Source organism: Catenovulum adriaticum (assembly GCF_026725475.1).
Lineage (GTDB): Bacteria > Pseudomonadota > Gammaproteobacteria > Enterobacterales > Alteromonadaceae > Catenovulum > Catenovulum adriaticum.
Window position 1 is genome coordinate 506,491 of record NZ_CP109967.1, and the last position, 26,048, is coordinate 532,538.

Here is a 26,048-nt window from a genome sequence, read left to right on the forward strand (position 1 = left end):
AAAAAATTAGCACTGAAAGCTTTTAAAGATCAATAGATATACTATCTAAACATTATTTAGCCTGATTAAATGATTAATTTGTAAGACAATTATTAATATTGGTAAACCATTAGGCCCTCGTTATACAAAATAATGCGTTTTAGTGAGGGAACATTTATTGTATTAATTGCTTTACAAATAGAATAATATTTAATTTATATTATTTTAAATATGGGATCAGAAAGGAATAGTAGCTAGGAGAAAAGAAAGGGTGTCGCTAAAATGATTTGCATAAAAAAAATGAGCACTTAAAGTGCTCATTTTTGCTTTAGCCTATCCAGCTGGAATCAAAATAAGCTAAAGTGTGAGTTTGATTATAATTAGTGAAATAATTATAAATCGTCTACAAAATCTTCTCGAGCGGGACTAAATGTATCAATTAAAATACCGCCCGTTGGTGAAGTCGCGCCATGGTCTGCATGTGGCGGCATAAAGCAGCTATCACCCGCTTTTAGTACTTTAGTTACACCATCAATATTAAAATGGAATTCACCCTCAACAATATAAGTAACTTGAGAATGTCTGTGAGCATGGTTATAACCTGTGGCACCCTTATCAAACCAAATTTTTACAGCCATCAACTCTTTGTTGTAACCTAACATTTGACGCTTTAAACCACCGCCAATATCTTCAATTTCAGTTTCGTTGCCGTATGAAAAATGTTCACTTTGACTCATAATAAAACGCCTTTATTTGCTTATTTACAACGCAAAAAGATCATTAAAATGATCTTTTTCACCGTCTACCAGCTATTAATAACAACAGGTAGATCAAAGAGAGAATAAATTAATTATTTTTCTAGCTTTAAAAAATAATCAAATATCTCAGGTACATTTCCATTACCCATACCTGCGTCAACAGCAGCTTGAAGGTTAGCTGAAGTACCCTCAGCGATTTGTGCTCTGGTACCTAAATCTTTAACCATTTCAAGGAAATAGCCTAAATCTTTATTCGCATTTCCAATTGAGAAACCTAAGTCACTCACATTATCAACCGCGTAGTTTTTACAAAACTGCATAAACGGCGAGCTAGATGGGCCAGTCGACATAATATCAAAAAGCTGCTGACGGTCGACACCGGCTTTATCTGCAACCGCAAACGCTTGTGACATTGCAGTTACTGTCGTCATACCCATAAAGTTGTTAATTAACTTAGTTGTATGACCTGCACCTAAAGCCCCTAAATAAAATACATTTTCGCCTTGCATCTCAAGTACAGATTTTACTTTATCAAAAGTTGCCTGATCACCTGAAGCCATAATGTTTAGCAAACCGTCTTTAGCGTGTGCTGGCGTACGGCCTAGAGGAGCATCGATCATGCCTGCGCCTTTTTTCGCTAAATCAGCGCCAATTTTACGCGTTGATGCTGGAATTGAAGTACCAAAATCAATTAATACCGCACCTTCTTTAATGCCTGCTAAGATACCGTCATCCGCATAAACAACTTTTTCAACGATCGTTGATGTTGTCAAACAAAGCATTACAATGTCGCTAGCTTCAGCTAACTCTTTAGCCGTTTTAGCTTCAGTAGCACCGCGTGCAACAACGGCCGCAACAGCATCTTTATTCAGGTCCATTACAATCGGCTCAAAGCCTTTATTTTGTAAATTTTCAACCATATTGCTGCCCATAAGGCCAAGGCCGATGAAACCTATTGTAGGTTTTGCCATGTCAAACTCCTAAATGAATTAACATAATTATCTGAGTGTGAAAAATATTTACTTATGGCTCAGATCAACTTTCAACATAAGTGACCTGCTATACAAAAGAGTGACTAGCAAGCTTTCACTGTAAATTAATCAACAAATACATACTAACCAATTACCGAAAACATTGTCAACCAATTTTACCTCAAATTGTAAAACAAAAATAAAAACATGTAATACTATAGTAAAATTTAGCGAATTTTAGTGCTGCCACTCGTGTTTGAGCAATTCAGCTTTACCTGCACTGAGCTTTACTTCGAACTTTTTTTCATCGCCAGATGATGGATTAACTGTATAAAATTCGTAAATGATCACACGGTTTGCTTGTTTGCCGGTTACTTGTTCACTTTCAATAATCCGTTTTGGTTGGATATTAGGCTGTTCAGATTTTAATGCCGCAACAACAATATCAGGCGTTTGCTTTAATGTAAGATCACGTTGGATTTCTACTATTTGCCATCGATTATTTTGTTTTAATAGGTCAAATTCAATTTCATTTCCGTCTTTATCAAGTCCTTCAACATCAATGTATACATTGCCGTGTTTATACTCCTTTTCAGCTTCTTTTACGACAAACCCTGGCCGAGCTTGATTAATGACATCAGTTACTTGTTGTGGTAATTCCGCTATACTCAACTCAACTTTTTTATTTAAACTAGCGCCAATTTTTGACTCTTTCGCTGATGCGTTAGTAATAATAAATACAGATGCTAGCGCGGCGATTAATGGATTAACGAATAAGTATTGTTTTTTCATGTTTAACTCCAATATAAATAAATTCTTTCAGTCTCAGTTGTAAATTAACAGGTGAACTTGAAGGCTCCCACCGTGGACAAACTTAAGTTTCCATAATTTTTGTAAATTGCAAATTATTGATAAGTTAGTGCTTGAGCGTTTTAACAGTCAGCTCAACAATAAAGTGTAATATAAATTTAAAAATAAAAACAAACATTGAATTACAAAGATACAAACAATCTAGACTGAAAATCAATAAATAAAACAAAGTAATTGCTAGATCGTAAACATGCTTCGTTTGTCGTTAAAATATTTCATTTTTAATTTAAAAATAAAGTATTTAAATACAATAAGTTAATATAAAATATCAATATATTTATAAAAACAACTGTAAAATAAAAAACTTTATATCGTTTTACAAAATTAAATATTTAGACGAATTTAGTACGGGATAGGTTGGCGGAATAATGATTAGCACGCTTGATAATAATTGGTTAAGAGGTGAGTAGTTTAACAAAACATACTCACCAAATAGATTAAAATTAAATTAAAAGGTAAATAGCTTAATTCAATTTTGTTTGATATAAATGCTCTTGTCCCCATTTTAGGTTTGCGGTAGCGCCTAATTTAAATTGTAGATCACCACCATTTTGTATTTCTTCATGTGTTATCCAAGCTCGGTTTATTAACTGACCATTTAGCTCAACAGAATGAATATAAGGGTAATCAGCTGGCGGCTTATCAGTACTAATTAATAACTGGTTTCCATTTTCTAAGTTAAGTGTAATTTTATTTAACTGTGGGGTGTGTAAACTATATACAGCTTCACCAGGAACCGCCGGATATAAGCCCATCATAGTAAATACATACCAAGCCGACATGGTAGCTGCATCATTATCCATTTCAGGTAACATACCTTCAGGTTTTGCCTGAAATACTTGTCGAACGACCGGGGTTTCCCGTTTTTCATGTGTTTTGTAATAATGAACTGTCTCAGTATGGATCAGTTCATGTATTAATTTTTGAGTGCGCCAGGCTTCACCGGTAAAGTTATATAAAAAAGGGGTTTGGATATCAGGCTGATTTGCCATGTTAAATAAGTGGCGTTCAAAAAATAGAGTCAGTTGATTATTAAAGCTTCTTTCGCCATCTAATTCATTAATAATCCAAGATAAATCGTGTGGAACAAACCATCTATATTGCCACAAAGTTCCTTCATATAGCCCATCACCGTGCATAATATCTGATTGATCTGTCATAACTTCAAATTTGTCACGCCAAATATCTCGATATTGAGCTGCTTTTGACAAAAATTGTTGATACAATTTTTCATCCCCAGCCAGCTTTGCTAATTTAGCAATAGCCCAATCACCGTAAGCAGCTTCTAGTATTTGATCAGGTGATTTACGTGGCATTTTTGCCGACTCTTGCACTAAATACGGCAACAAGGGTGCTAAATCAAAACCACGAATTCCTTTTTGCCAAGCATCCAGCAAGACAATGGCCGAATGTTCTGTTCGAACGCTAGGCAGCGGCGCATTTTGAGTCGCCCAATTTTGTTTATTCTGGGTGTATAATTTAGCCAGTGACGCTGTTATTTCTTGCATTTTAGATGGCTCTAAAATAGTTAATAATGGCAACTGTGTTCTAAAGTTATCCCAAATAGACCAGCCATAGTAATAATCAGAGTCAGTTTTTGAGTACACTTTATTATCTGGTGCTCTATAAGTGTTAGTACTGCGAGTTAAATTAGAAGGCGACAAATAAACACGATAAAGGTGTGAGTAAAATATCTTTTTTGTCTCGTCGTCGGCTTCAATGTGCACTTTACTTAACAATTGCTCCCATAAATTTTTCGCATGCTGTTTAGCTTGCGTAAAACCACCTATGTTTGCATCGGTTAACCGAGCCTCTTTTGCAGTATTGGTGGATACAGCTGAAAACCCCGTATGCAGCGCTATTTTTTTACCTGCTTGAACTGAATAATGAAGCAAGAATTTATGCTGATCAACTTGACTGACTTTTTGAGGCTTTTGGCTCGGCATTAAATTAAAATAAGTTTGAAATTTACCTAAATCGCAAACGGTTGCGGCACGTACCCGACCGTTTACTTCACCGGAGTCTGACACTTGATAATCAGCTTCGTAAAATTTATGATGTGCGTTCGTTAAATCGACAGATATAACAACCTCGCCTGCTTTTGGAAATTGATATATTTGCCAGCCACTAGCAGGAGATACTGTCATTTCCGCCAAAATTTTATCCTGACCATAGACAACTGAATAATAACCTGCAGTCGCCTGTTCAGATGTTTTATCTAGTTTTACTGGGCTAAAGCTCATGGATTTATCATCATTTATGTAATCAGCTCGCGTTAACACACTGCCACCGGAACCCCGGCAACCGACACCATCAGTTCGTAAATGCGAAAAACCTAAAAATTCAGTTGAATAATAGTCATAACCAGAATGAGGTCGACCTGGTGTTTCAGGTCCCAACTGAACCATACCAAAAGGCATACTGGCAGCCGGGTGTAATTGGCCATGATCGCCAGCCGTACCGATAAAAGGATCAATATATGAAGTAATTTGAACCTTATTCTGCATTTTAACGGGCTGTTGAGTATTTTCTTTTGCGCAGCCAATCAATAAGATACTGCAGAGTAAAAGACAAACTAGTTGATACGCCATATTCGTATAATCCTTAATTAATGCCAGCTGACTTGACGACTTTGCTCATCAATTTTTAATACATTACGACTTAAAGACTCAAGATTACCTGCTTTATTCAACCCTTTAACCTCGCTAATTTTAACTTGAACAACCTTATTACAAACAACTTGTGTATTGTTCGTAGATAAGATATCGCTCTTGTTTAGTGTCAAATTTTGCACGTCATTGAACACATAAGCTGGTCTAAAATCAGCCTCCCGCGCAACTAACTTGATATTGTTCATTTTTAAGCCTGTGACATGGCGAACAAATAGCCCCCAAGCCGGTAATTCACCAAACATGGTATACTCTGGATACTCAGCTCTTTCTTGCGGAACTAAATCAGGTAAATCCGCGGGTCGATACGCAAATCCTTTATTCGCTCTACCTGGATAGCTAATTTCAATATTTTCTAAAATGACATTTTCGACATGCGCATCTGGTAACCCACTAATAGAGGCTGGAATAGGATTAAAAAAGCTATTTAATGCAGGTCCACGGACTTGATATTCAGCATCTGCTCTTAAGAACGAAATGTAGGCTTTGACATTAGAAATTTTAATATTCTTTAAATTACCCACTGGAGTATTAACTGGCACATCCCGATTTCTTTGTCCACGACGAATGAAAATTGCACATCCAACATTATATGCATCTACATTGTTTATTTTTACATTTTCAAGTTTAGCGCCATCCACTGTCTCTAAGGCAATTGCACTACGGTAAGTGTCAAAAACCTGAATATTTTCAATTTCAACATTCGTAAACCCCCACATAGATTCAGTACCAAACTTAATACCATTTGAACTTGAACGTAAAACACAATCTGAAATATAAACATGGTTATTATGAAACTGACCACCTGTTGTCGACTTTAAACAAATCGCATCATCTGCAGCGTTGACAAAACAACCCGTAATTTTAACGTTTTCACAGTCATTAATATCTATACCATCATTGTTCCAAAATGCATCACTTTCTACTTTCATGTTGTCTATTTCAAGGTAACGACAACCAGCATAATGCTGTACCCAGCCAGCACTATTTTTTATGTTAATATCGTATAATTTAATATCTTCGCAGTGGTGGAAAGCAATCACGCTCGGACGATGTCGAGAGCGATTTCGACGATCATTAAAGTCCGGTTCAACTCTTACTCCTCTGTGATGCAAATCATTTATATTTAGTGCAAGTTCACGGCCGCGTCCATCAATTGAACCAGGGCCACTAATTGCGATATTTTTACAACGATTAGCTTCTAATAATGAATGCACCATACCGTCATGCGATTGGTAATCATAAATATTTGTGCTACCCAATAAAGTAGCGCCCTGTTCAAAATGTAAATGCACATTATTCTTTAAAGTTAAAGAACCTGTATGGTATTGCCCTTCAGGGAAAATAAGTGTTCCCCCATCTGCGTAACTAGCGGCTTTATTAATCGCATTTTGAATCGATTTTGTATCTAAAGCTGCTCCGTTCCCTAACGCGCCAAATGATTTAACATTTAAAGTTTTTGTTTGTTTAATAGGCTGACGAGTTGGATTTTTTGAACGGTTTTTTTCAAATTGAGTCAAATAATTCTCTAATTGACGTGCTATTACATTGAAAGCGGTAAACTGGGCAGCAGCAAATGCCGCTAAGGACGTTTTTAAAAACTTTCTTCTATTAATCATATTGGTCGCCTGAGTATACAAAAATAAAACAACAATCTATTAGCTTTAAACTTTTTCAATATGCATTTATTTAACAAATAAATAATAAGACTAGGTGTAAACAATTCCGAGCAATACTTGAACTTTATTTTAGTAAATCGGAAAATAACAACATTTTCAATACACACTGAAACACTTATTTAAACTACCTCAGTATTGACACCGGTGTCAATACTGAATTTTGATTTTCCTATATAAAAACCATTAACACATTTTACCTTCTTGCAGTCTTACGAATTAAAATATCTTATTAACTCGGTTACAAGGCAATGACATTACTATGATATATTTCAACAAAATAATTTGTAAATATTAACACCGGTGTCACTGCGGTAGTGTAAACAGCAATCATTATAGGTCTTATTATGTTAATCAAAAAATTAAATGCATATTCATTTGTTGCTCCATCGCTCTTTTATTGGCATCTTGCTCAGAACAAAACTCAATGCCGAACTTAAACCCTATTGTCATTGTTGTTTCCGAACAGGCACAAAAACCGGTACATCTCGCGGCTAAAGATTTAAAAGCCGACATCAATAAGGTAATCAAAAACCATCCTGTTGAAATAGCTCAATTAACCCCGAATGATACATTGCCTGATGCAAGCTATTATTTCTTTATCGGCCAGTCAAAAAATGTATCTAAACTGCCTTTATTAAAGCAACAAACCGCTTTATTTAACCATTTACCTGATGAGCGAGGCGGTATTATTCACCAGATAAGCTCTGACACTCCGGCTATTGTATTGTCTGGGCAGGATATTCAGGGAACTCAGTATATGGTTTATGATTATAGTGAGCAGGTACTTGGTATAGACAAACTCAGCTACTGGACTGGAATAGAGCCACAAGAAATCACGATTGATGCGCTGACAAAATTTGATAATCGATCTGTCGCTCCCCCTGTGGTACCTATCTTAGGTTACTTTGAAAATGATGTAGATGAATTAGCTAATTTAAAAAAACCACATCTGGAATACGATTGGGAAAGCTTCACACAAATGATAGATAGCTTAGTACGGCTAAGATATAACGCTATTGAAATGTTCGATATGTTAGGCCGCTTTGAGTTTTATACTCGCCCTGAATACATAGAAATGCATCCAAATTATCAATTAGATTTAGTTAAAGTCGAAAAAATGATTGATTACATTCATGATAAAGGCATGGCGCTGCAAGTGGATATGATGATGGGACGCCAGTTTATTGATTTAGAAGATGAACAGGCCACCTGTTGGAAAGATCACAAACAAGCCTGGATTGATAACTGGCACTATTATTTGACAGATACCGTGGTTAGCAAAACCGATATTTTTGCATTGCGGCCTCGTAATCAAGTTTGGGATCGAGCTTATGAAAGTACTTGCGGTTAAGATAAAGCAGAAGTTTTTAATGAGGTATACCGCGAATTTAGCAAAGTAGTAGCCCAATATAAACCTGACGCGACTAAAGTTTGTGTCTGTTATGACGATGGCATGGAAATGTTTAATAAGCCAGTTTATCCACCCCCAATACTTGCTCACTATAGTCATAAACCATATATTGGGTACCTTGCACATCAACGCCGGATAACACAACGGCAGGCACAGCTAAGTCAAGCTGATAAATAATACCGCCGCGTGCTTTGGGCATATTGTTAAACAAGGTTTTATGATTACTTAATATATTAAGTTTAGATAAGTGTTGATCCCGGCCCACAAAAAAATAATGACTCGCTTGTGACAATTGAGTTTGCTCACCAGCGGCAATTACTTGAACATCAGCGTTTACAACTTGATGCAAATCTTTCTTTAAATCTTGTGCGGTTGACTTTACAGGCTGGCTAGCTTGCTCAGAAACCACAATAATGATGGGTTTATCAGTTGCTTCATGGTTAGCACAGCTGATCAATATACTACTGATAAAAATCAATAACATATATTGTAAATAGCTTTTCATTTTTTTCTCCTGAGGCATTTCTTTAATAAATTGTTATAAACTAAAGTTACCCATGGTTGACACCGGTGTCAATAGCATTCATAATAAATATCATCAAACACAATTTTGTTTATCGGCCTATTGTTTTTGGCAAGTCAATTTAAGAATCATTTGTATAGGAAAATCTTATGGCAATTACAGATAATAATAACCAGGAATCATTCGGGGAGTTCAGAAATTATACTGATTCCAAGTTTCAAGATCGAGTTGAAAGAACCTATCGTGAAATGCAGACCAACCAAACAGTGAGCTTTGTTAAGGCCAAAAAAGAACATTATTCTAAATTAGCCCATGGCAGTATGAATGTATATCAGGTATTTAAACTGCTTGAAGATATTGTGGATGAAAGCGATCCAGATAGTGATATGCCGCAAATTATTCATGCTTATCAGTCTGCTGAATCTATTTTTGAATTTGCAATGAAAAACGAAACAGAGCTCAGAGACGATTTATCAATAAAAGAGCTCTTTAAAGACCAGGCATGGAACGAACTTCCAACTAAATGGCGTGAACTTTATCAGGCTAATACCATTAAAACTTTATACAAAGAGATAACGGATTGGTCTTGGTTTCCATTAGTTGGATTTATTCATGATTTAGGTAAAGTCATGCTACTGCCCAGATTTGGTGAGTTACAACAATGGTGTGTTGTTGGTGATACCTATCCGGTTGGTGCACCTTTTTCAAGCTCAAATGTTTTTTATGAAAAAGAATTTTTCCATTTAAGTCAGGATTACCCTGAATTTGAAAAGCAAGATGAGCACACTTTTGGTCAATACCAACGTCACTGTGGATTTGATCATGTTGACATGACATGGGGACATGATGAATACATATACGAAGTCATGCATCAAGGCAGCAGTTTAAATGAAGAAGCTTTATATTTACTAAGATATCATTCATTTTACCCTTGGCACACGCCTCAAAATGGCAGCTTGGCATATACTGAATTAGCGTCTGAGTTTGATTGGTACATGTTGCCTTTATTAAAAGCTTTTCAAAAAGCCGATTTATATTCAAAAACACCAGACTTACCACCACAAGATGTACTAGAAGCGAAATACACGGCTTTACTTAAAAAATACATCCCAGCAGACAAAATAGACTGGTAGCACACTTTTCACCTAGGCTTGGTTTAGTCGGTCATTTGCTTGAATCAAACTGATTAAATACCTATATTCACCAAGTCTAGGCTTTTTCTATTTGGCTTATATTTTAGTTAAATTTTTAAGTGAAAAAAGGCACAAGCAATGACACTATCAATACATGTTGAAAATTATGGTTCATCGCCTGCAGGTGAAACCGTAGAATTATTTACCCTAACCAACGCTCAAGGCGCTTGGGCAAGTATCAGCAATTTTGGGGCAACTTTAGTCAGTTTACATACCCCTGATTATAAAGGCCATATGGCAGATATTGTATTAGGGTATGACAAACTAGAAGACTATTTTACCAATGAGCCTTATATAGGTGCGACTATTGGTCGGGTAATTAACCGTATTAATAATGGCCAATGTAAGATTGATGGTAAAGAATATAGCTTTGAAAAAAATAACGGAATTAATCACATACATGGCGGCTCACAAGGTTTTAATAAAAAAGTTTGGCGAGCTGAAACATTTGAAACAGAAGAAAGTGTCGGTGTTCACTTTGATTTATTAAGTGAAGACGGTGATCAGGGCTATCCGGGTAATTTAAAGGTTCGTACAACTTATGAACTTCATAATGACAATGAACTCACTTGTGAATTTACCGCCACTACTGATAAAACCACTTTGATTAATATGTCGAATCATAGTTATTTTAATCTGGATTTAGCAAACCAGACTGACATTTTAGATCATCAGTTACAAATTAATGCCGCGCAAGTTACTTTATTAAATAAAGACTTAATCCCAACCGGTGAGGTGTCTGATGTTGAGGGCACAGCTTTTGACTTCACCCAGACAAAAGCAATCGGGCGTGATATTAATATGCAGGATGAGCAATTAAAGCTGGCTGGCGGTTATGACATTAATTATGTGCTGTTAGATGATGATAATGTTTTAAAAGCGGCAGCTATCATTTCAGATCCACAAAGCAGACGTCGTTTAACCATAAAAACAACTGACCCTTGTATTCAATTTTACACCGCTAATTTTTTAGATGGAACTTTAACAGGTAAAGGGCGCTCATTTGAAAAGCACTCTGCTTTATGTCTGGAGCCTCAACACGCACCGGATGCCCCAAATCAAGCTAAGTTTAAGTCTATCGAGTTAAAGCCCGGAGAAATCTATAACAGTAAAATGAGCTTTGCATTTGATACTCTTTAGCAAATTGTTATTAAAAACTGGGCGCTAAACCAATCTTTTCATATAACACCATGTCCAAAATTCCTTTTGCCACGGACCACCATAAAGGCTTAGAAACAATAATTTCAAGCCTTTAACATATTAACTAACGATTAACCTAAAGCAGCTTGATATTCTGACTGTAAAAAAGCTAATACCTCATCAGCTTTGGCATGACCGGTTGCTTCTAAAATAATTTGAATGCCTGGCTTTTTATCTTTCAATAATTTAAACAAATGTTGATGATCCATGTTGCCGCTGCCAGATGGCAAATCGCCCCACTTAATGCCATTTTTTATAATGTAATCTTTGGCATGAATAGCCACTATTCTGTCGCCAAAACGCTCAAAAGCTTCATCCATAAACTTGTGCTGTTCGGTTGTTTGATCGGGTGGGAAAAAATTAACCGGATCGTAAATAACTTGTACATTTGGTGAATCAACCATATCAAGCATACGTACCATTTTTTCATAATTATGAATGGTATGATGGTGTGCAACGCCCTCTATCCCAACGATTGAACCATATTTCTCAGCGACTTTAGATAACCGTTTAACCGCATCAACTAGCTCTAAAAACGACGCCTCGGTTTGTGATTCAGGATGGTAAATACAATCTGGATTTTTTGAGCCGGTCTCAGTCCCAACAATTGCACAACCAAAATCACGAGCAAAACGCAAATGCTCTTCAAATCGCAATAAAGACTGTTCTTTTACCGCAGGGTCAGGGTGGATAGGGTTTATATAACACCCTAGCACGGCAATATTAATATCTTGAGCAGCAAATGCATCTCGCACATAGTTTGCAAACCCAGGAGATAACTGGCCTGCTTTTTCTTCAATAAAAGGAAATGACTTAGCTAATGCCAGCTGAATACACTTTGCCGATTTGTACTGAGCTAAGCTTTCTGCAATTTCTTCTGGTGTACCTTGTCCAAAATCATGAGCTCTTAAACCTAAATTCAACATGTTATGTTCCTGACTATTTAAGGTATTTTTTAAGATTTAAAATGCAAAAAAGAATATGTTCACTGCATTTAAACACAGCAAACATATTCTTTTTATAATGGTCTATAAACGTTTAAAATTTATATGAAGCCCCTAAATAAAAGGTTCGGCCGCTAGTTGTAACATTGTAAATACGATCCGCCCTATCACTGTATTGTTCGTCAGTTTCATCTGTTAAATTAACACCTTCTAAAGTTAACTTAAGGCTATCATTAACTTGATAAAAAACCGACATATCTACAAAAGTTGTACCATGGAAGCCTCGTTCATCTTCATCCGCTAAACCACCTTCAACTAAACTGATGTAGTCGCTACGAGAAGCGGCAGCAATACGTCCACCCCACTTTTCAGTTTCATAAAACACCGTAAAGTTGTATGAATTTTTCGAAAGCCCTGGGAATTTTTTATATTGAGATTCGCCAGAACCTTGAACATTTTCATATAAAAAGTCTGCATCAGCATAAGTATAGTTAGTAACGATACCTATGTTATTAAAAGGCGATGGTAAAAATCCTAGTAATGTTTGATAAGACAGCTCTAACCCTTTGATATCAGTCGATTGACCATTTTCGGGGCGTGAATACGAAAATTGAGTGTCACCAGTTTGTCCCGAAGCTTCATCCAATAATGAAAGTGGGAAGCCTGTTTCTGAATAAGGCATTTCTACTGTATTTTCAAATACAAAATTATCAATTTTCTTTAAGAAAAGGCCTGCAGCAAATGAACCTTCTTCTGAAAAATACCATTCAAAAGAAGTATCGTAGTTGATTGATTCAAACGGTTGCAAACCTGGGTTACCCGCTTGAATAGATAAACCTCGAGAACCATCTGGATCAACTTGAACATTACCAGAAACAGTTAATGCATCAAGAGAAGGACGAGTTATGTTTTTAGCTGCGCTAAATCGTACCACAATCTCGTCTGTCGGTTCCCAAGCTAAGTTTAAGGTAGGTAATACGCCATTATAATCAGAGCTAATCGCTACATCTGAGCCACTGACTATCCCTGACGAAGTTATCTCAGTATCATAATAACGAAGCCCAATATTACCTCGTAATACACTGTCAGAAAAATACTGGCTCCATTCGTATTCAACATAGGCACCATTCGTATCTTCTTGCACAACACCAGATGCACTGCTTACAAAGTGCTCATCACCTAAATCTGTGTCTACACCATAAAAATCAAGCGCTTTGTCAAAATCTATGCCTATCCAATCTTGAGAATCATGTTCGGTATACGTGTAGGCAAATTGATCAATCGTTCTCACATCATTATTAACTGGCGTATCTTGGTTACGACCTAAGTCATTATTTAAACGGCGTACCTGACTATTTTCAAATTCTTTTAAAGAGAATCCAAATTTAAGTTCAGCGTCGTCGGTAAGCACATAATTACCATCCACGCTTACAACATCAAACGTATTTGTTATATAATCTTCTTTTAGATCTATTTCTCTGAATGTCCAATTAGAAACATCAGCAGTATCAATTGAATAAGTATTAACCGGATCAAAGCGGCGATCTCCTCTGAAATCTGTTGTTATATCTGACACGGTTTCAGTATAAAATTTTTCAAGTTTTGGTTGACTAAAGTCTGATTCAGAATGACCAATTAACCCTTTCAATATTAAGTTATCTGATACAACCCAACGGTTTGATAAGGTAATTTGAGTAAATTCTGTTTTATCTAAATCTTCCCTAGTTTCAGTTCGAAGTGTGGTGCCAGAAAACTCGCCATAAACGGCTTCATAACCATCACCGTCTGAAGCTGGAATAATTTCAAGTGCATCTATATAACCTAATGCCGTGCTACTAGACCCTGCTGTTGGTAAGTGAAACTCTTGACGATCATTTTCAAGTTCACTGTATAAAATATCTAGTTCAAACGATAAGTTTTTTGATGGTCTATATTGTAACGCTGTTGTTAAGCCCGTTCTTTGCTGAGTATTTTCCCAAACCGAATAACGATTACCTCGATTAAAATAAATTTCGCCTGCTTCTAACGCATCTTTTACCTCTTGAGATAATGAATCACTGTAACCGTCACTATCTACCGTGCGAGTTCTCCAACGGTAACTATTATAGCCTTGTTCATTAATATGTCGTTTACTGTAAGAAGCAGAAACTAAAGCACCAAAATCACCCCAAGTATTAGAGATAATCACAGATGCACGAGGATCTATTTCACCTGCTTGGCTATTGGTACCAAGCTGTCCATTTGCAGCAGCGGTAAACCCATCATAATCAAAAGGCTTTGCTGAACGTAAATTAACTGTCCCCCCAATACCCCCCTCATCTAAACTAGCTTGGTACGATTTTTTTACATCAATTTGGTTAAATAACTCTGAGGCAAATATATTAAAATCAAAAGCACGAGAGCGAGTGACTGAGCCACGACTGTCCATTGCAGATGCGCTGGTTGCTAACCCTTCCATACCATTAACTTGTACTCGCGCAAAATCTGGTCCCAAACCACGTAAAGATATATTACGACCTTCACCACCTTCACGAGTAATCGCAATACCAGGTACCCGCTGCAACGAATCAGCTAAATTTAGATCTGGAAAATCGGCAATATCTTCAGCAACAATGCTGTCTTGTGAGCCAATCGCATCTCGCTTTAAATCTCTAGCTTGAATTAGTGAGCTTCTAAAGCCTTTAACTTGGATAACTTCATCGACTTCAGTATTTGAATCATCTTCGGCTGCTAATGCAGTTGGAACATAAAGCCCAGATATCCCACTAATAACGGCTAAAGAAAGTAAACTTTTATTAAAAATAGTTTTCATGTTAATGCTCCCAAGATGTGTTTATCACATTCATATAGATTAAAAGTTACGAAAAACTTATTGAACCTTTTTTGATACCATTTACCAAACAGAAAGACACCGGTGTCAGATAAAGTGTGCGATTGTGTAACCGCGCTTGATTTATACTATATCTCCCATTTGACACCGGTGTCAACCATTTTTAATACAAATAAATCTAAAATCTATTATTTAAGGTTAACATTTTTTACAAATTAGATATAAAAAATAGTTTATTTTTTCTCTAAGCTTAAGTGTTTCAAATTTATCACAAAATGATCGGATGGTTCTGAGTTAATGTACTGTTCTAACGTCAAAATTAAACAAGAGAATCGATTAATAAAGTTAGTCTCTGAATCTAACTGACTCGTGATATGGCATTCATCTGGATTCACATTAGATATTAATAAACGATATAAGTTAATTTGCTGGATAGTTATATCTTCTCGCCTTGCCAAAGCATCCGCATTAGATAAACGAAAAAAATCTTCAATTAATCGCATTGCCGGCCATTGCCAACTATCAGCCGCTTGTTGATGCTTAACTAACCAATGCTTGGCCTGCTGCATTGCATTACCCCAAGCATTGCTTTGGTTAAATTTTTCATATGCCTGTTTTTGGCTAATAATAGCCTCTGCAGAAAGTTGAACTTGTGCATCCATTAAACTTAAGGCAATTAAATCAAGCCCAGATAGTTGCTTAAATAAACTAATTTCAGAGGCTTGCCAATCTCGTGCCAAAAAACGACTTTGAATCAACCCTAATAAATGAAATTCAGTAAATTCTCGATAATTTTTAGCAGATAAAATCTGACTGGACCAAATTTTTTGAGGGTTATTTTGTGTTAGAAATGCATGTTCTTTTTTGTAATACTCAAACAATATATCAAAATTTTCGACCTGATCAATGGCAATGGTTTCAACTTCAAACTCAGAGGCTGAATTCAGGGTGATTAATTTATAAGCTGGGCTATATGCAGCGATGGACGGCGCTTGAATATTAAATAAAGCATTGCCTTTTTCACCCTGATACACCGACGAGTCATTAATATGCATATGCCCTGCAATATGGAGTTTAAGCCCAGTGTCAGCAAAAGTTTTTAACGTCTGCTCAAGTGGAAATCGACGTTTATTAAAAGTATCTTTGCCTGCGAAATGCGCCAGATATTGAGCGGATTGATCATAAAAATCCCCTAGCGGAAAGTGACTAAATGCGATTAAGGTTTTGTTATGAGCTTTGGCTCGTGTAACCACAGTTTTTATCCAGTCAATTAAAAACGCTTTATTATGAATAACCGAGTTAAAACCTGCATAGCTGGAACCATTTAATAAGTCACTGTTTTGCAGCTGACTGATTTTATTTAAATTTTGCTCGAATGACTTAGGTTCATAAACGTTGGCATCAATCGACAATAACCAGAGACCTTTTATCGGTTCTACCAAATAACTTAAATCTGGCATTTGCATGCAATTATCACTATCAGCACATAATGAAAATTCCCTTTTCACTAATGCCGCAGCCTGCTGACCTTTTTTTACATTATAATCATTTAACGAATAGTCAGAAAAAGGGGTTTCAAAATATAAATCATCTTTTCTTGGCGAAAAACCAAACTCGCCTAATGAGTCAAATAGCCCCTGATAACCCATTGCACTTAAATTATCGTTACAATAATCTGCTTTAATAGGCTTGGTTTTGCAAGCTGAATGCTGCAGACTATAAATTGAATATTCCTGCCCTTGGGCATTTAAAAAATCGGCTTTACCATGTGCGCTTTTCCAAGGTTTAGCCGGATCATGATTACCTGGAGATAGATAAAAGCGCATTCCATAACGCTGTTCATAGTGAGCAAATAATTGTTTTAATTTTTGTAAGTGTACAGGTTGACCATCGTCACTAAAGTCACCCGGTAAAACAACGAGTTTTATACCTTTTTTTGCTAAATCATCCAACGCCGTTATAAATGCAAAATAAGGTTCGTTAAAAAGGCGAGTTGAATTAATTTGGGCTCGCATACTACGTACCAACATGGGTATTTTAAATCCAGATTGATCATCAAGATTCAAGTTTGCATAAATGTCCTGGAAATGGATATCCGGCAAGAAGGCAATTCGAGTATTGACTAAATCATTTGCAAAAGCTTTAACGGTTAACAAGCAAATAAATCCGGCCAGAATAGCCTGTTTAAACAATTTCATTTTTCTCACCTTTTTCAGAATTTTAAGTTTTAGCTTTTACCAGTTACTGCTGCGGAAAATTGATCCATTTATCAGATTCAAAACTCACTTTAAAATTATCTCGTTCTGACTGAGGTGAATTTAAATAATAATCGGTAGAAATAATTTGAGCCCCACTTAAAATAGCCGCATTAACTCTTTTATAGTTTTGATTCATCGCGTCACTGGTATTGGCATCAGAGCGGGTTCGAACAATAAAACCTAAATCAACTAACCGCTGGATCTTATCAAATTGAGCAATTGGATTATTCACAACAAAAATAGCGGCTCCGGGATCATCTTCCTCAAAGCTTGCAAATAATGATAAACCTGAGAGATTTTTATTATTACCTCGATAACGTGTTAATTGCTCAGCAGATGCATCTAACAAAAAGATAAATTTGCCACGCATCTCGTTGAGGCTAGGCCAACCTTGATGTTTAACCGCTTCAGGTAAAGATGCATACTCCCTTTTTAATTTATCAGGTGTATAAAGTTTATTTTTAAAGCTGTTCACCAACAGCTGGTCAAGCTTGCGAAAATCTTGTGGGGTAAAACGCTGTGGTTTTTGACCTTTAACAATACGGTTTTCACTTTCTTTTATATTCATTAATACAAATATGGGTAAATGATTAGAGTTTTGAGCTGACCAAAGGTTTAACTGTTTTAAACAATCAGTAAATAAAACACAGTGACTCATAAAATCAATATCAGGCTTGTGCATTACTTTAAAACCGGGTTGAGCTAACGCTTTGTTTTCTTGCTCGGTTAATAATGGTTTCTGAGCAATATTTTCACCTAAAGGGTTTAAAAAATACCCACCTATATCATCTTTTAAAATATCTATTTCGAGCTGCCTAAGTCCCATATTAAGCTGAGTTTCTAAATCTGGGTGTGAATAATTTAACGCTTGTGCTAATTGGCTATTTTCAGATTTAATAAAATCGAATACCGACGGTGGAATCGCTCTTTTGTAACTATTATGCGAACCTAATATTTGAATCTGATTCAGCTTTAAATCCAGCGGCATATTTTGATTAGCATTAACAGCGCCCCTAAATAAAAAACAACTCAATATAAACGAATTAAATATCAATTTAAAAAAAAGGTTATATTTTAATTCCACATTTACACCTATAATATAATTTTGGATGAAAAACTTAATCGAATTGAATCGGTTAACATTCACACAGTTTGACACCGGTGTCAAATAAACTAATATAGACAAATAAACAATATGTTACAATAAGTATAAAGTCATATATAAATAGTATTGACGCCTCCCAATCAAATATAGCGACGTTCAATACCGTTAACATTTCAAATCAGAGTAAAAATGAAAACGACAACCATAAATGATGTAGCCAAACAAGCTGGTGTCTCAAAAAAAACCGTTTCTCGGGTGATTAATAATGAAGCTAATGTCAGCGAAGATACACGCGCTAAAGTACAAAAAGCCATTGTAGAGACTAACTTTAAACGTAATCCACTTGGGATGGCTTTAGCTAAAAATCGCTCATTATTTATTGCCCTACTAACGGATAACCCCAGTCCAGGTTATTTAATGAAGCTGCAAAAAGGAATATTACAAAGCTGTACTGAAGAGCACATGGGGTTGTTTTTATATGATTGCAGCTATAACTCTAATAACTTGCTAAAAGAAATTGAAGAATTTATCGACAACACCTTGGTTGATGGTTTTGTGCTTGCGCCACCTATTTGTGACAAACTCGAATTATTAGAAATGCTAAATCGAAAAAATATCCAATATATTAGAATTGGCCCTAGCTACAAACACCAAGGCGAGTTTGTGGGTTTAAACTACTATAAAGCCAGTTATGATGTAGCTAGCTATTTAGTTCGACTGAAGCATACAAATATTGGCTACATTAAAGGCCATCCAGATGAAGAATCCAGCACCATTAAAGAAAACGGCTTTAAACAAGCTTTACAAGATAATAAAATTAATTGGGACAGTCGTTTAGTCGCCCAAGGTTATTACACCTACCAATCGGGTAGAGATGCTGCCGCCTTGCTGTTAAATAACAAGCCAGCACCCACCGCAATATTTGCATCCAATGATGAAATGGCAGCAGGTGTACTTTACGAAGCACAAAGTAGAGGCATAAAAGTACCAGACGAGCTTTCCATATGCGGAATAGATGATATTTCAATTACGACCAAAGTATTCCCAAATATCACCACTTATCGCCACCCGCTCGTTAACATTGGCTACAGGGCTGCAGTATTGCTTATTAACCGCCTCAAAAATAAACAAAGCAGCGCCCCGTACGGTGATTCTAAAAATAATGAAACCTTTGACGGTGAATTAGTCATTAGGGATTCAACCGCCAGCATAAAATAGCTTTAATCGAATCCGGCTTAAGCTTATACCCGTGTTACTTCAAGATACTGAGCTCAATTAGCTTAAAATAGACCCGCTAATTGAGCCAAGTTTATTAAAAAATTTTGCTAAGTTAGACTTTATTACAAACCTTTTAGCACTTCAAAACAAGCACCTAAGGTGTGGTAATCACACTTAGCGCCGGCTGCACTTTTTTGATTTGAATACTTTTTATTATCTTGCGTTAAAATGCGAAACCAAGCACCAAACTCATGATCCACCATGTGATCCCAGCTGTATTGCCAAAGTTCATTATATGAAGTGAGGTACTGCTTATCGTCTGTGGCTCGATATAAAATAATAGCAGCGGCAAAACTTTCAGCCTGAACCCAAAAATATTTATCTGCATCACACCAGTTTCCATCTGGATCAAAGCCGTACACTAAACCGCCGTTTTTATCATCCCATGCCAGCTCATATGCTTGATCAAACAAAAATTTAGCCGTTGTTACTAACTGATCATCTGGTGAATATTGATTAATCGTTAACAACAACTTAGTCCATTCGGTTTGATGCCCTGGTTGAAACCCCCAAGGCCGGTATAAATTTTTAGGATCACCTTTGTTATAATCCCAATCAATCTCAAAAGTGGGCGTAAAATGCTCCCAAATTAAGCCTTTTGTATAATTTGCTTGGCGCTGTGTAATATTCTCAGCGACTAATTTTGCACGGGTTAAATAAGCTGGTCTTTTAGTTGCTTCATACGTGGCAATCAATGCTTCGCATAAATGCATGTTAGAATTTTGCCCACGATAATCACTTAATATGCCCTCTTCGCTTAATTCATCTGCATATAAGCCATATTCTGCTTGCCAAAAGCGTGTCTCTAATAAATTAAACACATTTTCAATTTGCGCTGAACAATCTCGAACACCAGATTTATGAGCTGCAGCATAGGCTAATAATACAAATGCATAACCATAAGCCTGTTGGGTCATATCAACGGGTTTATGATTTTCAAGTGTCCAAGCGTATAATTCTTTATCTGCCTGCCAGTGCACGTTTTCCAAATAATCTAATCCATGTGCTGCATAAGATTTATATTTTTCTTCATTTAAATATAAACTGGCCAGTGCATAATTGACAATAATCCGGCTACTACTAACAAGTTGGCGAAAACCTGGATTAAAGTGCTCGCCATTATCTAAATAATTTTGATAATAACCACCGGTATTATCAATCACTCTAGTATCATAAAAATCTAAAATGGAACGTATGTGATCCACTATAAAGGATTTAGAAATAAAATTTGGATATGTCTGAGTATTCATTTTTTAAACCTTAATTTGTTATTTATATAGAGCTTTGCCCACGTGCTTTTTTAGCCATTTTATTGCCCCAAATATATTGGTACTCCCAGCCCGTGAGTTGCTCAATAACCGCTTTTGTTTCAGCATTTGCATCTTGCTTATCCCCACCCGCTTTCAATCTATGTACTTCTTCCACTAAAACAGCATGATTAAATTTATTCAATTTAAATTTTAATGCGCCATATAAAGCTAATAAAGCCAAGCAAGTCGGTGCCAATATAAATAACCAATAAATTCCATTCGTGGTTTCCAGCGTTTGAGTTTCAACTCCAGATTCATAACCAAAAGCTTGCAAACCAATACTCGCAATTAACATAGCGGTGGCTTGGCATACTTTGCGTCCAAGTGTCATCACACCTGAAAATATCCCAGCTCGACGTTTACCCGTTAAGGCTTCGTCTACATCTGGAATCGAATTAAAGATCACCCAAGGGATTAAATAAATACCACCACGCGCCAAGCCAATAATAACGGCCCCAATCAACACAATCATCATTACATTATTTTCAATGCCCGGCACAAATGCAAAATACAGAATACTGGTTAACATTAGCACAATCGCAATTGCAAAAGCCTGAGCGTTGCCAATTCGTAGCGCAATCCAAGTAAATATTGCGACCCCAACAAATTGCATTGCAGTCATGACACTAAGTGCGGTGCCGCCTTGAGTTGGCGTAATATTAACCACTAACGTCATGTAATGCATAAAGAGCGAGCCAAAAATATCTAATGCAACAGAGCCACCGATATACATCATTAAATGAAAACGAAACGATTTAAGTTGAAAAGTCGTCGCCATTTCTTTATACAAATGAACTAAGGTTTGACCAAACGTATCTTTTTTTTCTGGAGGGGGTAAATCAGCTGGATCTAATTCCCATGTATATTTATATATAAATATCCAGGGTATGGTAAATATTACAGCGAACAGGCAACCTATATAGAAAAATGCTTGAGCTTGATCAGGTACAAAAGCCATAATCTGACCAGGAATAAAAGTTACAACAAAAGCGGTAATTTGACCAAAAATCATCCGGCAACTGCTCATTTTTGTCCGCACATGATAATCTTCGGTCATTTCATTTGGTAAGGTGCTGTATGGCGTCATCACCACAGTATTCATAGTATTGAATAATAAATAGGTAAACAGGTAATAGGTAAAATCTAACCCTGATACAAACATTAAACCAAACACTAATAAAAATGGCGCCCCAAACAAAATAAAGACTCGACGGCGACCAAAACGAGTACGAATATTATCGGTAATATAAGCCACAATAGGGTCCGTAAACCCGTCCCAAACTTTTGCAATGGCAAAAATTAAACCAGCCTCAATCGGTGATAAACCAGCTACTTGAGTGTAAAAATACAGCATCCATAAGCCAATGATGGTACTGGCACCACTACCAAAAATATCACCCGAGCCCCAAGCTACAATATTTTTCCAACCCACTTGTCTATTTGAATTTGTCACAATATAGCCCTTTAAATTTAGTCTTCAGAAAATGAATCAACAATCCATTCGCCTTTTATTACTTCGGTAATACACATCATGGCCAATGCTTGCCCATAAGGTACGGGCGTATTAGGGATATCAAAATAGTATTGAATATCATGCCCCATTGCAGTGCCATCCGACGCTTCAAGTAAAATACCGCGTTCGTCTATCCTATCCACTATCGCTTGAACGCCTTTTAACGCGGACTGTTTAACTTGCTCTACATCTTCTGGGTTAATTAGGTTTAAACGAGAGGCGCATAACATGCCGTAACAAATCCCAGCCACGGCGGAAGACTCTTGCGGTGACATATCATCGTCTAATACCGTATGCCACATGCCATTTTCGCTCTGCAATTTAAGCAACGCTTGGATTTGCATATTTAGTAATGAAATTAAATGCTGCTTAATGGCTGGATTAATGACCTCACCCACTAATTGAATTAACTCAGGAATAGCAACAGTAATCCAAGCATTGCCGCGTGCCCAAAATGCTTGGGCAAAATTATGTTTGTCAACTGCAGTCCAGCCATGGAACCAAAGCCCTGTTTTTTTATCTGCTAAAAACTGAGCGTGAGCTAAAAATTGAAGTTCTGCTTCTTCAATTAAATCTTGACGATTAAGTAACATTCCGGCTTTTGCTAAAAATAAGCCAGTCATAAACAAAGTATCGTCCCAAAGTTGACCTTCATTTAAGCGCTCTTTAACCACGTGTTGAAATCCACACCCTTCAACTCTAGGTAAAGACGTTAATAAATAATCCGCCCACTCCGCTATCAACTGATGCCAATCAGTTCTTTGCTTTTGTTCTGCAAGCAAAGCTAACGTAATCATAGGTGCAGTTGTATTGATTTGCGGTTGAGGTAAACCTTTATCAATTTGGCGTTCAAACCAATTCTCAAGCGCATCAATTAAATTGGCTTGGTTTGCATCGTTTGCGTATTGATACAAACCATATAAACCAACACCTATTTCCCACTCCCATTCTTCAAACTCAATACGAATAGCTTCATTAGAAAACGGGTTAAAATTGCCTATACCTTTTAAGCTACATAAACCCGAACTTAATTGTTGAAGCAAGCTAAGATATTTATCACTCATATACTATATTCACTATTTTATAATTGGGTTAAGTCCAGCTTCCGGGGGGAAAGACCAAGATTGATTATTGACAATACAAGCACCATCCCAACTTAATTGGAAGCTTTGCTCAGTCGGCGTAGAGATCTTAGCGACAGCGGATGATTCAGAACCTCTCAACTCCACTTTTGTATCTTTCCAGCTGGCAACAAGCTGCTCGAAATTTAGTTCTGGCGATAAATTGCCAACTTCAACGTACCATGCGCTTTGCTCACCGTAGGATCTCACTTCACGTCCTCGTGTTAACCCCTGGCTAACCCGTTCAATAGGCTCTGAACAGCCAATAACTACAAAGGCATTACCGCTTTTAATCATGCACCAATGTTCATTAATAAATACTTCATCTAATGCCTCGGTAGGCAAATAAATATGAGTAAACTTAACTCGGGTATCCGCATTTAATTTAAACAACATCATGGCTGTATTTTTATGTTGCATCACTCTGGGCAACACTCCATTACCAGCCCAATACGAGGGGCGACCTTCGCCGCCGGGTGTATCTTCCCCAGGATGATTTAACCAAACTCTGGCTTTAGGATTTTTAGCAAATTGAATATCCAATAGATGTTGCTGATGACCCGGCTTGCCCGTTAAGTGGTCAACTGAACTAGATAACATGACGCCAGCTTGCTTCCAGACTAAAATTTTTGCAGCTTTGTCCATGCCTTGTGTGTAATAAGCTTCAACCGAATTTCGGTTTTCTAATCGCGCAATTTCGTTACTCAGTGCTGGAGGCTCATATTGACTCAAACAAAACATTGGTAGCGATGCACACATTCGGGTATGCCAACCATCTCCCCAAGCAATATGGCCAAAACCGGCTAATTCAGTCATTTCATTAGCCATCAGTTCTTTTTCATAAACTCGGCCCATGGTGCCGCTGGCGACCCCATTTTGAAAATGTAATGCACTCATGATCATGAGCCGATCAATGACAGTTTTGGCTTTTTGCTTTAACAAATCACAATCAGACAATTCATAAATTGCGAACAGACCAATGTAATCTATCGGGTAGTAACAAGATGAATTCCATTCAGTTAACCCATTTTCTAAAATATGATCAAACCATAAATTAAGCCTTTGACTGGCAATTTTTTGTTGCTCGTTGCCAAGCCGCCCTGAGCACAAAAATTGCTCGCGTGGAAAGTACTGGCCAGCAAGTAGCTGGGACACATGGAAACACAACACATGATTTTCGCTCCAAAACCACATGGCATCGTTACCCGGCTCGTCTAACCAATATCGATACCCTAAAATAGAAGATTTAACTCTGTCCCACATTTTGTCAGGGAGCTGAGTGTAATTTGACATCTTCCACGCCCACAAGACTGACACCATCCAAAAGTCAGAACAGTCTTCTCGCAAACTAATTTTTTGTAATGTGCGATTTAAAATCGAAGCGGCGAGCTCAGGATTAGATTTATTCGCTAATAAAGCCAATAACTTGCCAGTTGTATTCATGCCTTCTGCAGCAATGAATGCCAAACCATTTTGTTTACGTGCCTGAATACTACTTTGCGCAGGCGCTTTGCCTTCGGGCATAATATTAACGTTACAGACCCGTTTCAACTCAATACCCTGATATTGAAACGCAAGCTCAACAGCATAATGTGCAGGTTTTAGCGTTGGCGGTAATTGCAAACAAAATTTATTTTGTTCAATCTGAATACTCTGTAGTGTTAGTGTTTCGTCAATCTCTTCTTCATTTGACATCCCCCAAATGCGGCCTTTCACAGATAATGACGCAGGCAGTTCACACTCACTTTGAAGGTAAAATTGATGATTTTTCACATTTAAGTTATAGGCTAAACCTGATGTGAAAGCTTCAATATCAGCTAAATTCTGTTCATTTAGCCCGTCTAAATAAGTTTTCAGATGCGTATCATCTAATAGTATGAGTTCAAAAAAGTATTGGGTGTCTCGCTCAAATAAATCTTCAGCATGCACAATGACTTCATTTTTCCCCTGTTCAAGCGGCAGGCTGATTTCAACTGAACTGACCGTATTTCGTTTAAACGGTGTGAATTGAGTAACCAATTTACGGTTTACCCAAATGCGAACACCACCACAAGTACTCAACTTGAAATTGCAGCTTTGTTTTTTATCGCTATGCAAAATCGTTTCGGCCCAATACTGAACATGGGTCGGGGTATAAATAAACCCTGAAAAATCAACTTTACGTTTGCCATTAGCAAAATTAATATGTGGACACTCAGGCTTATCGTTTAAATCAACTGAACGATTCGCCATTTGTTGCCAAAAATGTTTTCGGCAGGGCAAGTCACCAACATCTACAAAACCATTTTGAAATTTATATTTCAATTTATCTTCCATGGTTTCATGGTCTTCAAATTGCCCAAAACGTTTGATAATAGGGTCTGAAATTAAAAATCGGGTTAACGCATCGTTTCGTCCGATTTCACAGTTAGCAGCTGTCATTATAAATACTCAATT

At 36.9% G+C, this 26,048-nt stretch carries 18 protein-coding genes; 4 read left to right on the forward strand and 14 right to left on the reverse strand.

What is annotated here, in order from left to right:
- Window positions 1-371: 371 nt before the first annotated feature.
- From OLW01_RS17920 to OLW01_RS17940, 5 genes are all read right to left on the reverse strand, one after another.
- Window positions 372-716 carry a cupin domain-containing protein gene (locus OLW01_RS17920; protein ID WP_428980209.1) on the reverse strand — a complete coding sequence of 115 codons (345 nt, stop codon included), beginning with the start codon at window positions 714-716 and terminating at the stop codon, window positions 372-374.
- Between the two features lie 113 nt (window positions 717-829).
- Window positions 830-1,708, reverse strand: a complete 879-nt coding sequence (locus tag OLW01_RS17925) for an NAD(P)-dependent oxidoreductase (RefSeq protein ID WP_268076872.1) — start codon at window positions 1,706-1,708, stop codon at window positions 830-832.
- Window positions 1,709-1,945: 237 nt separating this feature from the next.
- Window positions 1,946-2,500 carry a hypothetical protein gene (locus OLW01_RS17930; RefSeq protein ID WP_268076873.1) on the reverse strand — a complete coding sequence of 185 codons (555 nt, stop codon included), beginning with the start codon at window positions 2,498-2,500 and terminating at the stop codon, window positions 1,946-1,948.
- Between the two features lie 542 nt (window positions 2,501-3,042).
- A complete protein-coding gene (locus tag OLW01_RS17935) occupies window positions 3,043-5,169 on the reverse strand; it encodes a glycoside hydrolase domain-containing protein (protein WP_268076874.1) in 2,127 nt (708 codons plus the stop codon).
- A gap of 17 nt (window positions 5,170-5,186) precedes the next feature.
- Window positions 5,187-6,866: a glycoside hydrolase family 28 protein gene (locus OLW01_RS17940; protein WP_268076875.1), complete on the reverse strand. Its 1,680-nt coding sequence runs from the start codon at window positions 6,864-6,866 to the stop codon at window positions 5,187-5,189.
- 484 nt (window positions 6,867-7,350) lie between these two features.
- Between OLW01_RS17940 and OLW01_RS17945 the strand changes: the two genes are divergently transcribed.
- Window positions 7,351-8,277 (forward strand): hypothetical protein, encoded by a 927-nt coding sequence (locus OLW01_RS17945; RefSeq protein ID WP_268076876.1) that lies wholly within the window; start codon window positions 7,351-7,353, stop codon window positions 8,275-8,277.
- Window positions 8,278-8,389: 112 nt separating this feature from the next.
- On the opposite strand, the gene OLW01_RS17950 is transcribed toward OLW01_RS17945, so the two are convergent.
- Entirely contained in the window at window positions 8,390-8,842 is a 453-nt protein-coding gene (locus OLW01_RS17950) for a hypothetical protein (protein WP_268076877.1), read from the reverse strand.
- A 167-nt stretch (window positions 8,843-9,009) separates the two neighbouring features.
- On the opposite strand from OLW01_RS17950, the gene OLW01_RS17955 reads away from it, so the two are divergent.
- Both OLW01_RS17955 and OLW01_RS17960 read left to right on the forward strand, forming a co-directional pair.
- Window positions 9,010-9,993, forward strand: a complete 984-nt coding sequence (locus tag OLW01_RS17955) for an inositol oxygenase family protein (RefSeq protein WP_268076878.1) — start codon at window positions 9,010-9,012, stop codon at window positions 9,991-9,993.
- Window positions 9,994-10,131: 138 nt separating this feature from the next.
- The gene (locus tag OLW01_RS17960) at window positions 10,132-11,193 is read left to right on the forward strand and encodes an aldose epimerase family protein (protein WP_268076879.1); all 1,062 of its coding nucleotides are present in this window, start codon (window positions 10,132-10,134) and stop codon (window positions 11,191-11,193) included.
- A gap of 131 nt (window positions 11,194-11,324) precedes the next feature.
- On the opposite strand, the gene OLW01_RS17965 is transcribed toward OLW01_RS17960, so the two are convergent.
- From OLW01_RS17965 to OLW01_RS17980, 4 genes are all read right to left on the reverse strand, one after another.
- Window positions 11,325-12,179 (reverse strand): sugar phosphate isomerase/epimerase family protein, encoded by an 855-nt coding sequence (locus tag OLW01_RS17965; RefSeq protein WP_268076880.1) that lies wholly within the window; start codon window positions 12,177-12,179, stop codon window positions 11,325-11,327.
- A 112-nt stretch (window positions 12,180-12,291) separates the two neighbouring features.
- Window positions 12,292-15,009 carry a TonB-dependent receptor gene (locus OLW01_RS17970; RefSeq protein WP_268076881.1) on the reverse strand — a complete coding sequence of 906 codons (2,718 nt, stop codon included), beginning with the start codon at window positions 15,007-15,009 and terminating at the stop codon, window positions 12,292-12,294.
- Between the two features lie 251 nt (window positions 15,010-15,260).
- Window positions 15,261-17,225: a metallophosphoesterase gene (locus OLW01_RS17975; RefSeq protein WP_268076882.1), complete on the reverse strand. Its 1,965-nt coding sequence runs from the start codon at window positions 17,223-17,225 to the stop codon at window positions 15,261-15,263.
- A 43-nt stretch (window positions 17,226-17,268) separates the two neighbouring features.
- Entirely contained in the window at window positions 17,269-18,369 is a 1,101-nt protein-coding gene (locus tag OLW01_RS17980) for a Ca2+-dependent phosphoinositide-specific phospholipase C (protein WP_268076883.1), read from the reverse strand.
- 210 nt (window positions 18,370-18,579) lie between these two features.
- On the opposite strand from OLW01_RS17980, the gene OLW01_RS17985 reads away from it, so the two are divergent.
- Window positions 18,580-19,608, forward strand: coding sequence for a LacI family DNA-binding transcriptional regulator (locus OLW01_RS17985; protein ID WP_268076884.1), 1,029 nt, complete (start codon window positions 18,580-18,582; stop codon window positions 19,606-19,608).
- Between the two features lie 122 nt (window positions 19,609-19,730).
- On the opposite strand, the gene OLW01_RS17990 is transcribed toward OLW01_RS17985, so the two are convergent.
- The 4 genes from OLW01_RS17990 to OLW01_RS18005 are packed head-to-tail and all read right to left on the reverse strand — an operon-like array spanning window position 19,731 to window position 26,033.
- Window positions 19,731-20,918 (reverse strand): AGE family epimerase/isomerase, encoded by a 1,188-nt coding sequence (locus OLW01_RS17990; RefSeq protein WP_268076885.1) that lies wholly within the window; start codon window positions 20,916-20,918, stop codon window positions 19,731-19,733.
- A gap of 22 nt (window positions 20,919-20,940) precedes the next feature.
- Window positions 20,941-22,431 (reverse strand): MFS transporter, encoded by a 1,491-nt coding sequence (locus tag OLW01_RS17995; RefSeq protein WP_268076886.1) that lies wholly within the window; start codon window positions 22,429-22,431, stop codon window positions 20,941-20,943.
- Window positions 22,432-22,448: 17 nt separating this feature from the next.
- Entirely contained in the window at window positions 22,449-23,555 is a 1,107-nt protein-coding gene (gene bglB / locus OLW01_RS18000; protein ID WP_268076887.1) for a beta-galactosidase BglB, read from the reverse strand.
- Between the two features lie 12 nt (window positions 23,556-23,567).
- Window positions 23,568-26,033 (reverse strand): hypothetical protein, encoded by a 2,466-nt coding sequence (locus OLW01_RS18005; protein WP_268076888.1) that lies wholly within the window; start codon window positions 26,031-26,033, stop codon window positions 23,568-23,570.
- Between the last annotated feature and the right edge of the window lie 15 nt (window positions 26,034-26,048).

Bases quoted from the DNA above. Each gene is read 5' to 3' on its own strand.
- OLW01_RS17985 (WP_268076884.1), top strand. From the start codon at position 18,580: ATGAAAACGACAACCATAAATGATGTAGCCAAACAAGCTGGTGTCTCA.
- bglB (WP_268076887.1), bottom strand. From the start codon at position 23,555: ATGAGTGATAAATATCTTAGCTTGCTTCAACAATTAAGTTCGGGTTTA.
- OLW01_RS17945 (WP_268076876.1), top strand. From the start codon at position 7,351: ATGCCGAACTTAAACCCTATTGTCATTGTTGTTTCCGAACAGGCACAA.
- OLW01_RS17975 (WP_268076882.1), bottom strand. From the start codon at position 17,225: ATGAAATTGTTTAAACAGGCTATTCTGGCCGGATTTATTTGCTTGTTA.
- OLW01_RS17920 (WP_428980209.1), bottom strand. From the start codon at position 716: ATGAGTCAAAGTGAACATTTTTCATACGGCAACGAAACTGAAATTGAA.
- OLW01_RS17930 (WP_268076873.1), bottom strand. From the start codon at position 2,500: ATGAAAAAACAATACTTATTCGTTAATCCATTAATCGCCGCGCTAGCA.
- OLW01_RS17955 (WP_268076878.1), top strand. From the start codon at position 9,010: ATGGCAATTACAGATAATAATAACCAGGAATCATTCGGGGAGTTCAGA.
- OLW01_RS17925 (WP_268076872.1), bottom strand. From the start codon at position 1,708: ATGGCAAAACCTACAATAGGTTTCATCGGCCTTGGCCTTATGGGCAGC.
- OLW01_RS17940 (WP_268076875.1), bottom strand. From the start codon at position 6,866: ATGATTAATAGAAGAAAGTTTTTAAAAACGTCCTTAGCGGCATTTGCT.
- OLW01_RS17935 (WP_268076874.1), bottom strand. From the start codon at position 5,169: ATGGCGTATCAACTAGTTTGTCTTTTACTCTGCAGTATCTTATTGATT.
- OLW01_RS17990 (WP_268076885.1), bottom strand. From the start codon at position 20,918: ATGAATACTCAGACATATCCAAATTTTATTTCTAAATCCTTTATAGTG.
- OLW01_RS17970 (WP_268076881.1), bottom strand. From the start codon at position 15,009: ATGAAAACTATTTTTAATAAAAGTTTACTTTCTTTAGCCGTTATTAGT.
- OLW01_RS17960 (WP_268076879.1), top strand. From the start codon at position 10,132: ATGACACTATCAATACATGTTGAAAATTATGGTTCATCGCCTGCAGGT.
- OLW01_RS17965 (WP_268076880.1), bottom strand. From the start codon at position 12,179: ATGTTGAATTTAGGTTTAAGAGCTCATGATTTTGGACAAGGTACACCA.
- OLW01_RS17950 (WP_268076877.1), bottom strand. From the start codon at position 8,842: ATGAAAAGCTATTTACAATATATGTTATTGATTTTTATCAGTAGTATA.
- OLW01_RS18005 (WP_268076888.1), bottom strand. From the start codon at position 26,033: ATGACAGCTGCTAACTGTGAAATCGGACGAAACGATGCGTTAACCCGA.